Annotated in this window: 8 protein-coding genes; 2 read left to right on the forward strand and 6 right to left on the reverse strand. The window is 69.8% G+C overall.

Going from position 1 to position 9,285, the window contains the following annotated elements; all coding sequences use genetic code 11:
* Positions 1 to 12: 12 nt before the first annotated feature.
* From mprF to lepB, 3 genes are all read right to left on the reverse strand, one after another.
* Positions 13 to 2,562, reverse strand: coding sequence for a bifunctional lysylphosphatidylglycerol flippase/synthetase MprF (gene mprF, locus HG543_RS47700; RefSeq protein WP_169351629.1), 2,550 nt, complete (start codon positions 2,560 to 2,562; stop codon positions 13 to 15).
* A gap of 212 nt (positions 2,563 to 2,774) precedes the next feature.
* Positions 2,775 to 4,160 carry a M57 family metalloprotease gene (locus HG543_RS56685; protein WP_281404544.1) on the reverse strand — a complete coding sequence of 462 codons (1,386 nt, stop codon included), beginning with the start codon at positions 4,158 to 4,160 and terminating at the stop codon, positions 2,775 to 2,777.
* 209 nt (positions 4,161 to 4,369) lie between these two features.
* On the reverse strand, positions 4,370 to 4,984 hold the full coding sequence (lepB, locus tag HG543_RS47710) for a signal peptidase I (RefSeq protein WP_343073623.1): 615 nt from the start codon (positions 4,982 to 4,984) through the stop codon (positions 4,370 to 4,372).
* A 62-nt stretch (positions 4,985 to 5,046) separates the two neighbouring features.
* Between lepB and HG543_RS47715 the strand changes: the two genes are divergently transcribed.
* Complete coding sequence (locus HG543_RS47715) at positions 5,047 to 5,280, forward strand: hypothetical protein (protein ID WP_169351631.1); 234 nt, start codon at positions 5,047 to 5,049, stop codon at positions 5,278 to 5,280.
* 615 nt (positions 5,281 to 5,895) lie between these two features.
* Here the strand turns inward: HG543_RS47715 and HG543_RS47720 are convergent.
* Complete coding sequence (locus HG543_RS47720) at positions 5,896 to 6,765, reverse strand: arginase family protein (RefSeq protein ID WP_169351632.1); 870 nt, start codon at positions 6,763 to 6,765, stop codon at positions 5,896 to 5,898.
* A 103-nt stretch (positions 6,766 to 6,868) separates the two neighbouring features.
* Positions 6,869 to 7,558 carry an SDR family NAD(P)-dependent oxidoreductase gene (locus HG543_RS47725; RefSeq protein ID WP_211194667.1) on the reverse strand — a complete coding sequence of 230 codons (690 nt, stop codon included), beginning with the start codon at positions 7,556 to 7,558 and terminating at the stop codon, positions 6,869 to 6,871.
* A gap of 621 nt (positions 7,559 to 8,179) precedes the next feature.
* On the opposite strand from HG543_RS47725, the gene HG543_RS47730 reads away from it, so the two are divergent.
* Complete coding sequence (locus HG543_RS47730; RefSeq protein ID WP_169351633.1) at positions 8,180 to 8,842, forward strand: VOC family protein; 663 nt, start codon at positions 8,180 to 8,182, stop codon at positions 8,840 to 8,842.
* Between the two features lie 6 nt (positions 8,843 to 8,848).
* On the opposite strand, the gene HG543_RS47735 is transcribed toward HG543_RS47730, so the two are convergent.
* Positions 8,849 to 9,285: alpha/beta fold hydrolase (locus tag HG543_RS47735; RefSeq protein ID WP_246357823.1), on the reverse strand; the 437-nt coding region annotated here is incomplete at its 5' end.

Here is a 9,285-nt window from a genome sequence, read left to right on the forward strand (position 1 = left end):
CCCTCCCGCGCCTCATCGCGCCACCGCCCCGCCCAATCCCCGCGACACCAGCGTGGAGACGTTGGCCAGCACCCGGGGCAACGACAGCCCGCCGGGTGACGCGAGGAAGCGCGGCGCCCATACCGGCTTGAACTTCTCCTTGTACTGGCGCAGCCCCTGGAAGTTGTAGAAGTGCTCGCCGTGCTGGAAGAGGAAGGCGCCCATCCGGCTCCACAGCGGCGCGAGGCTCCGGGCCTCGAAGCCGCTAAAGGGCGCCATGCCCAGGTTGAAGCGGGCATAGCCCCGCTGCTGGCCCCACAGCATCAGCGACACGAAGAGGAAGTCCATCACCCCGTGCGGGCTGCCCGGGCGGTAGCGCATCAGGTCCAGGCTCAGCTCGTCCTTCACCTCCGGCGCCCACACATTGGCGAACCCCAGGAGACTCCCGTCACGGCGCACCACCGCCACCGGCCCCTCCTCCAGGTAGCGCGGTGAGAAGTAGCCCAGGCTGAAGCCCTTCTCGCGCGTGTGCTTCTCCGCGAGCCATGCATCGGAGATGGCCTTGAGCTCCGGCAGCAGCGGCGGCACCGCCTCGGGGGGAAGCACCTCGAAGGCGAGACCCTCGCGCTCCAGCTTGCGCACGGCGTGGCGCAGGCCCTTGCGCTCCGGCCCCTCCAGGCTGAAGTCCGCGAGCGGCACCGTCGCCTCCTCGCCCAGCTTCAGCAGCGACAGCCCCAGGTCCAGGTAGCGCGGCAGCGTCCTCGCGCACACCTGGTAGAAGCACGCCTGGCCCTCGTGCCGGTCCGCCAGCGCCTGGAAGTGCCACGCCAGCTCCGTGGCCTCGCCCTCCGGCCCCACCGGGTCCCCCATGGACACCCAGCTCCGCCCGGACACGCCGTACATGAGGAAGGCCGAGCCCTGCTCGTTGAAGAGCAGCGACTTGTCCCCCACCAGCGCGAGGCAGGCGGCGGACTCCGGCGAGTGCGCCACCAGCGGCCGCACCCGCGCCAGCGCCGCCGCGTCCGGAGGCCGGACACGCGCGGACGCCGGCCTCAGCAGGGCGACGATACCGAAGAGCAGCCCCGCGCCCAGCACGCCCACCGTGGCGCGCATGAAGCGCGGTGCGTCCCCGCTGAAGGTGAACCGCCACCACAAGTCGTGACTGTAGGCCACGTGCTGGTACGCGAGGAGCCCCAGGCCCACCGACGCGGCCACCACCGCCCCCGTGGCCAGGAGCCACCCCGGACTGAAGGCGTCCTCCAGCAGGGACGCGCGCCGGTGGAAGCGCGAGCGGAAGGGCACCAGCGCCACGGCCAGCACCAGCAGCAGCGCCGCCTCCTCGTAGTCCACGCCCTTGACGAGGGAGAACACCGCGCCGGCCACCAGCGCCACCTCCGTCAGCACGAAGGCCCCGTCCAGCCGGCGCTGCAGCCCCTGCGCGAGCACCAGCAGCGCCAGCCCCACGAGGCTGCCCAGCAGGTGCGACGCCTCCATCAGCGGCAGCGGGACGAGGTCGCGAAGGAAGGTCAGCCGCTCGGGCACCGTGGGGGTGGCGCCGGAGAAGAGCAGCACCGCGCCCGAGATGAAGGCCGCCGCGGACGCCACCCACGGCACCACCGGGGCGAAGGTGTCCCGCGTCGCGCGCGCCACCTTCCCCAGGTGCTCACGGTGCCTTCCCGCCTCGTGGAGGGCCAGCAGCCCCACCGCCACGGTGAAGGGCAGCAGGTAGTAGACGACGCGGTAGACGAGCAGCGTGCCCAGCACGAGGGGCGCCGGCACGCCGGGCGACAGCGCCGCGAGGATGATGGACTCGAACACGCCCAGGCCCCCGGGCACCTGGCTGGCGATGCCCGCCAACTGCGCCAGCGCGAAGAGGGCCACCAGGCCCGGGAGCGACACGCCCGCGTCCGCGGGCAGCAGCACCCACAGCACCAGCGCGGCCAGCGCCCAGTCCAGGCACGACACCGCGAGCTGCGCCGCCGCCAACGAAGGCCGGGGCAAGCGGACCTCCACGACGCGCACGCGCAGCGGACGGCGCACCCGCGCGCACGCCACGAGGTACGCCGCGAGCAGGGCCAGCATGCCCACCCCCAGCGCCCGCGCGGCACCGGGCGACAGCGGCAGGAGCGACGTCACGCCGCCCCCGGCCACCAGCGCCGTACCCGCCACCGCCAGCAGCCCCGACCAGAAGGTGAGCGCGTTGAAGGTGGCCACCTGCGCGACGTCCAGCGCGGACAGGCCGTGGGCGGAGTAGAGCCGGTAGCGCACCGAGCCGCCGCTGAGGAACGACATGCCCACGTTGTGGCCGAAGGCGTAGCCGATGAAGGACGTGAGGCCCACGCGCCGGTACGGCAGCTTCCGGCCCACGTGCCGCAGCGACAGCACGTCATACAGCGTCAGCGTGGCGTAGTTGGCCCCCGTGACGAGCAGCGCCAGGAGGACGCGGCCCGGGGGGATGGCGGCCAGGCCCGCCCTCACCTCCCCGCCCTTCAGCGTCGCCAGCTCACGGTGCAGCACCCACGCCGCCACGCCCAGCAGCACCAGGGGCAGCAGGGCGAGTGCAACGCGCCGCAACCAGTCCATGCACGAGCCCTCCCGTCCACCACCATGCGCATGCCCTGGCCGGCGCATACGGACAGGCGTGCAGGGGCTCCTCGCGACGGCGGGGTCAGCCTTCGAGTTTCGAGCCATGGCCCTCCGGGAGCTCCTCCCCCCGGAGGGCCAGGTCCCTGGCGAGGAGACGGGAGCGCGCCGCTCCTATCGTCCCTTGCGCCGATGACCGGAGGCCGGCGTGGCTACCACGCGCCGATGGAGAAGCTCCCCGGCCAGCTCCCCCAGGAGGAGGTGGTGATGCCGTTGCGGGTGGAGGCCGTGTAGCTGCTCTGCCCCGGCTGGATGGTGACGACCAGGGACCCTCCACTGGCGGGAATCGCACCGGCATGCACCGCCGCCACGCAGACGTTCGAGTCATCCGTGTACAGGTCCGTGCCCCACACCGAGCCCCCGCTCACCGCCGAGCAGCTGCACGGAATCCGCGTCCCGTTCTGCCCGCGGTAGGACGTGAAGTTGTACGTCGAGCAGCTCGGCGGCGTCGGCCGGCCCGCGAAGGAGAAGCTCCCCGCCCAGGCGCCGTAGGAGTACGTGGTGATGCCATTGCGCGTGGTGCCCGTGTAGCTGTTCTGCCCCGGCTGGATGGTGACGGTCACATTCCCACCACTGGCGGGAATCACACCGGCATGCACCGCCGCCGCGCAGACATTCGAGTCATCCGTGTACATGTCCGTGCCCCACACCGTGCCCCCGCTCACCGCCGGACAGCCGCACGAGATCTGCGTCCCGTTCTGCCCGCGGTAGGACGTGAAGTTGTAGCTCGAGCAGGCCGTGCCCCCACCGCCGGTGGGATAGAGGTAGTTCAGCGCGGTGATGTCGGAGCTGGTCCACTCGCCGGTCTCGGTCGCCCGGAAGCAGGAGTTCATGATGGACCCGCCCACCGTGGCGGTCTCCGGCGTCCCGGGGATGTGGATGGCGCCCACGCCCGCCTGCCCCTCGTCGCCGCCGCTGCCACAGCTGATGCTGCGGTTGTAGTAGTCCGTGTGACGGAAGCCGATGGCGTGGCCCAGCTCGTGGGTGATGACGTGCTCGTTCACGTCGGCGCTGTAGCTCTGCAGGCCCGTGCCGATGTTGATGATTCCGTAAGGCAGGCCACCCGAGGGGAAGCCCGCGGAGCCGCCGGTGCCGGTCATCGTCTGCGCCGTGATGTTCGCGGTGCAGCCCGTCGTCGGGCCGCGCGCGAAGGTGATACGCAGCCCCCGCTCATTGTAGTTGGCGATGGCCAGGTCGAGCCCCTGGCTCAGCAGGGAGTAGCTGTTGAAGTCCGCGGTGGGGTTGACGCAGATCTTCGTCACGCCCGTGCCGACGAGGTTGGTCGTGCGGTACTGCTCGGCGCCCTTCCCGGGAGCCTGGAGCAGCTCGCGGGACGCCGCGAGCGTCACGTGGGCGTCACGCCCCACGTAGATGACGCCATCCGCCTCCATGATGTCCTCGACCGGGAACCCGGCCGCGATCAGGTTGGAGACGATCTCCTGGTTCTCATTCTCCGGCTCGACGCTCCCGGTCTCCGGCTCGACACCGCAGCCGACGAGGGCGACACCAGCCAGCAACGCCATGGATAGCTTACGCAAGGGGGATTCCTTTTCGAGGGACTGCGAGGAGTGAACGACGCTGCCGCCCGAGGTCTCCCTCCGCGACCCCACCCCGCTACCGACAGAAACCCCAGGCCAAGACCCGTAATATCAGTGAAATTGACTTAACGGGGAATATTAGAATGCACCGGGTTCCTGCCCGAGCCCCCGAGCCGTGATGCGCACCGCCCAGGGGGCCGCCGTGACACTCACAGCGCTCCCACCCGCGCCGGTGGCCAGAAGCGCAGCCAGGCGCGGCCGGTGACGGAGCGCATGGGCAGGGCGCCCCAGACGTGCGAGTCGCTGCTGCCGTTCCGGTTGTCCCCGAGGACGAAGAGCATGTCCTCGGGCACGCGCGCGGGCCCCCACTCGTAGGTTGGCGCCTTCGCGACGTAGGGCTCATGGAGGGGCCTGCCATCCACGAACACCTGTCCGTCGTGCACGCGCACCTCCTGTCCCGGCAGGGCAATCACCCGCTTGATGGACGAGTGCCCCCGGAGGTCGCCGGAGCGTACGAGCTCGGGGGGCGGCTCGAAGACGACGACGTCCCCGGCCCGGGGTGGATGAAGGCGGTAGGACAGCTTGTCCACCACCAGCCGGTCTCCCACGGCCAGCGTCGGCTCCATCGAGCCAGTGACGATGTGATGCGGCTGGACGACGAAGCCGCGCAGGAGCAACGCCAACACGAGCAGTGCACCCGCCCAGAGGAGCCTTCCCCACGGAAGCGTCCTCCTTCCTCGCGTGTGGGAGGGGGGGGCCTGGCCATGAGTGCTCATGTGTCCGGATTTACCCGCTTGTTGGGTGATTCGTAAAAGTTCATACATCCGTCCCTGGGACGGGCCTTGGACCGCCCCAGGTCGAACAACCACGACGAGGGAGGCTGGAGATGAAGAAGACCTTGAAGATGGGGCTCATCGGATTCGTGCTGGGAGCTGCCGTGGCGGTGGGGAGCGCGACGTTGGGCAGCGAGGAGACGGTCGCCGCCCCCTGCTGCTCGTTGTGCGATGACTGGGCCGAGAACTGCATGATCCACCAGAACTGTAATGGCAACCCGACGTGCGTGGCGAAGTGCGAGTCGGACGAGGTGCTCTGCTGGGAGCGGTGCAACTACAGCTGCTGAGCTCCGAGGAACACCTGAAATGACGACGGGCTGGGGACAGCGAGGTCTCCAGCCCGTTTTCATTCGCGGTTCCGCCGCCTCGGAGTGAAGGGTTCAGCACGGCCCGCAGCGTTTCCCGTCGCTGTAGGAGTTGCAGCACTGCGCGCTGCCAGCGCAGTCCGCTCCGCTCGAGCAACCCGAGCGGCAGACCCCTCCGTTGCAGTTCCCCTTGCAGCAGTCTCCGCTGACCGAGCAGGAGCCCCCCTCGTCCTCGCACTGGTTCGAGGAGTAGCACTCCGTCCCGAAGCATGCTCCGTCGAGACAGTAGAGCGTCCCGGGACAGTCGTAGTCTTCGACGCAGGAGTTGTTGCATCCGTACGGCCCGTCGCCTTCGACGACGGTGTCACATCCCGTCAGCGCGAGCGCCCCCAGGAGCCACAGGTTCGACAACAGTCTACGTGCACGGGAAGAGAGGCTCATGGCAGGTCTCGGTCGCTTGTTCGGGAGGTGTGAACGTCCTGGGTACGGACACGTCGCAGGATAGCGGGTCGCCTGCGGAGCCGCTCAATGGACTTGCACGGAGGAGTGCCTCCTGCTCGCCAGGGACCGCTGCCGCGGGGAACGCGGACCTTCGGCTCAGTCCCGAGCGAACACCTCGGCACAAGCCAGCAGGGTGGCGTCGTGGAGGTCCAGCACCTTGCGGAGCGGCTGCTGGTATCCGCCCGCGAGGTTCCATGCGACCGGCAGGCCCAGTTCCCTGCACCGGGTGAACACGATGGCGTCGCGCCGACGCATCTGCTCGCTCGTCATGACTCCGCCGAGCGGGTCCTCGACGTGGGGGTCCGCGCCCGCCTGGAAGAGGAGCACCTGGCAGCCCTTCTTCTGGAACCCGTCCACGATTTCCGGCAGCCCGGCCAGCCAACGCTCAGTGCCTTCCGGATTGCATGCGCCCCCGTGGGCAACGGCCGACAAGCCGAAGGTGTAGTGCTCCACCCGCTGGGAGAGACGGAACTGGAGGATGATGTCGTCGGTGCCATCCCCGTAGTGCATGTCCAGGTCGAGAATGCCGACCTTCTCGACGCCCTCGTCCAGCAGCGTCCTGGCCGCGAGCATCAGCCCATTGAAGGTGCAGTAGCCTCCGCCACCGCCCCAGCTCGCATGGTGGAAGCCGCTGGTCGGAGACACCGCGACAGGTGCACCCGCCGCGACGCAGCGCGCAGCCGCCAGGAAGCTGCCGCTCGTCCAGCGCAGGGACTCCGCGACCTCGAGGAAGGTGTTGTAGAAGCCGTTGCGGATTGTCCCGGCGAAGATGCCATCCACGTAGCTGACCTTGTGGACGGTGTAGAGCTGCTCGGGGCGAATGGGCTCGAAGCCGCGGACGTCCAGGCGCACCCCGAGGGCCTGCCACGACGTCATCACCTCGGCGGGCTTGTGCGCGCTCGGACTGGCGCTGTCCGGGTTCGAGGCGTTCTGGCGCGGGTCGTAGAAGACGGGCAGGGCTCGCATGCGTACGCTCCTCCGGGAGTCATCGTGTCACCAACACACGAAGCACTCCATTCCAGTCTGACACGTCCTCGTCGAGCGATGCACGGATGGGCGACCAGACCCCTCACCAGCTTTCGCGAAATGGCCGGGCCTCGACCTCGAAGCTCCAGGCGCTTCGCTCCTGGCACGTGAGCTGGAAGGCAATCTCCGCCACGCCGGACGGCTTGATGAAGAAGCTGTCCGGCGTGTCCGGCATCACCTTCCTCGTCGTGGGGATGTCGACCACCCCGTCCACGACAATCAGCGCGACATGAATGCCCGAAGGCCACAGCGAGCGCGCCATGGATTCGGCGAGGCTCCGCTGCGCGGCCTTGGCTGGCGCGAACGCAGCGGACCTCGGTCCACCACGCCGGGAGGCTGTCGCCCCGATGAACACGATGGAGCCGCTCCCCGCTGCCTTCATGGCCGGAATCACCTGCTGCGCACAGAGCAGCGCTCCGTACGCGTTCACCCGCCAGGCGCTCTCGAACTGCTCCGGCGTGATGCTCTCGACGCCCGCGAACACACCCGAGCCCGCGTTGTACAGGAGGACGTCCACGTCCCCGAGCTGGGTCCTGATCTCGGCGAAGGTCCGCGCCACATCGGCTGGAGAGGTCAGGTCGCACGCATAGCCACGGGCGTCGCCGAGCTCGCTCTCGAGCGTGTCGAGCGTCTCCCGGCTTCGCGCCAGCAGCGCGACGGCATGGCCTGCCTGCGCGAACCGCCGCGCGAGCGCGGCACCGTTGCCGGGACCGACCCCCGCGACCACCGCCACCTTCTTCCGTTCACTCATCACACGGCCCCCGGTCTGTCTCACTCCGGCAAGCTGTAGCCGGACTCCCCCCGGTGTATCCGTGCCCGGCGCCACCGTGGAACGTACTCCGGTCACATCGGTTCAGTGCCGCACTGACGCGAAGCTCGGATGAGCGTGGCGGCTGCCGCCCGACTCCTACGGCTGGCTGGCCGTGCTCGGCGCCGCGCTCGCCACCGACGCCGTGAGCGCCACCTCACGGAGCACCCACGTGATTGCGACCGACATGCACCTCGCCTGCTTTCGCGGCGTTGCGCACTGGCCGTTTCCTCCCGCAGGCCCAACGTTGTACCTGAGTGCGACACACGCCGCGCCGAGCGGCGACGCGCATCGCAATAGGAGCACTCTCATGGCCTCTGAATCCACGAGAGGGGCCGAGCCCGTCTCGGCGGAGAGGACCCTCCCCCCGGTGGGCCCGCGCGAGGACAGAGGCCGAGGCCTGCGTTCGTTTCACTCGCTCCGCTGGCGGCCCGGTTCACAGCCGGCCCTGCCGGCAACATCGTCCCTCCCAGGGCCCGGGTGCGGGGCGTACGCCTTCATCACGTCATCTCCCCTCCCCCGCAGTCACATCCCAAGGAGGCAGTCATGAGTGTCACCACCGTCGAGAGTGTCAGGGAGACCCGCCTGGCGGGCGTCGGGAGAGTCGACCTGAAGCTGGAGGCGGTCGTCATTCCGGTCTCGGATCTCGACCGCGCGAAGCAGTTCTATCTGGGGCTCGGGTGGCGGCTCGACGCGGACTTCAGCAAGGGCAATTCCCGCGTGCTCCAGATCACCCCTCCGGGCTCCCCGTGCTCATTCCAGTTCGGCACGAACCTCACGTCGGCCGCGCCCGGCTCGGCCCAGAAACTGTACCTGGTCGTCTCCGACATCGAGGCCGCGCGCAACGAACTGATGGGACGCGGCGTCCAGGTGAGCGAGGTGTTCCACTTCACCGAAGGCCCGGCGCCCTTCGGTGACAAGGTCCGCGGCCCCGCGCCCGACCACCAGAGCTACGGCTCGTACGCGTCGTTCAACGACCCGGACGGCAACACCTGGCTCCTGCAGGAGGTCACGACCCGGTTCCCCGGGCGCGTGGACCGCTCCCAGATCTCGTTCAGTTCCGCAAGGGACCTGGCGAGCGCGCTCCGGCGTGCGGCGGCCGCCCACGGCGAGCACGAGAAGCGCACCGGCAAGGCTGACGAGAACTGGCCCGACTGGTACGCGCGGTACATGACGGCGGAGCAGTCTGGAGAGGGACTGCCGTCCTGACCGTGCTCAGGCCTCCAGCCGCCCGAGCAGCTCGCGCACCAGGGTCTCGAAGAGGCGGGGCTGCTCGAGGTTGGGGAGGTGCGCGCAGCCCGGCATCATCCGCAGGTCCGCGCCTGGCAGGGTGCGCGCGAGCAGGGCGCAGAGTTCCTGGAAGTGCGGCCGGTCCAGCTCTCCGCAGACCACCCGCGTCGGCACGCGCAGCGCTCCGAGGCGGGGCAGCGCGGGCGGGGACTCCCGCTCCGCGCCAGGAGACGGCGCACGCAGCGCGATGCCGTTCATCTCCAGGAAGAGCGCGCGTACCGCTCCGCCCACCCGCCCCTCGGGCCCACGCGGCCCGTCCAGCCACAGGTGGGCCTCCAGGGCGTTGACGCGCTCCACATCCCCTCGGGCCCCCGCTTCCTCGATGCTCGCGGAGAGACTCGCCACCGAGGGCTCGGGTGGGG

Source organism: Pyxidicoccus fallax (assembly GCF_012933655.1).
Lineage (GTDB): Bacteria > Myxococcota > Myxococcia > Myxococcales > Myxococcaceae > Myxococcus > Myxococcus fallax.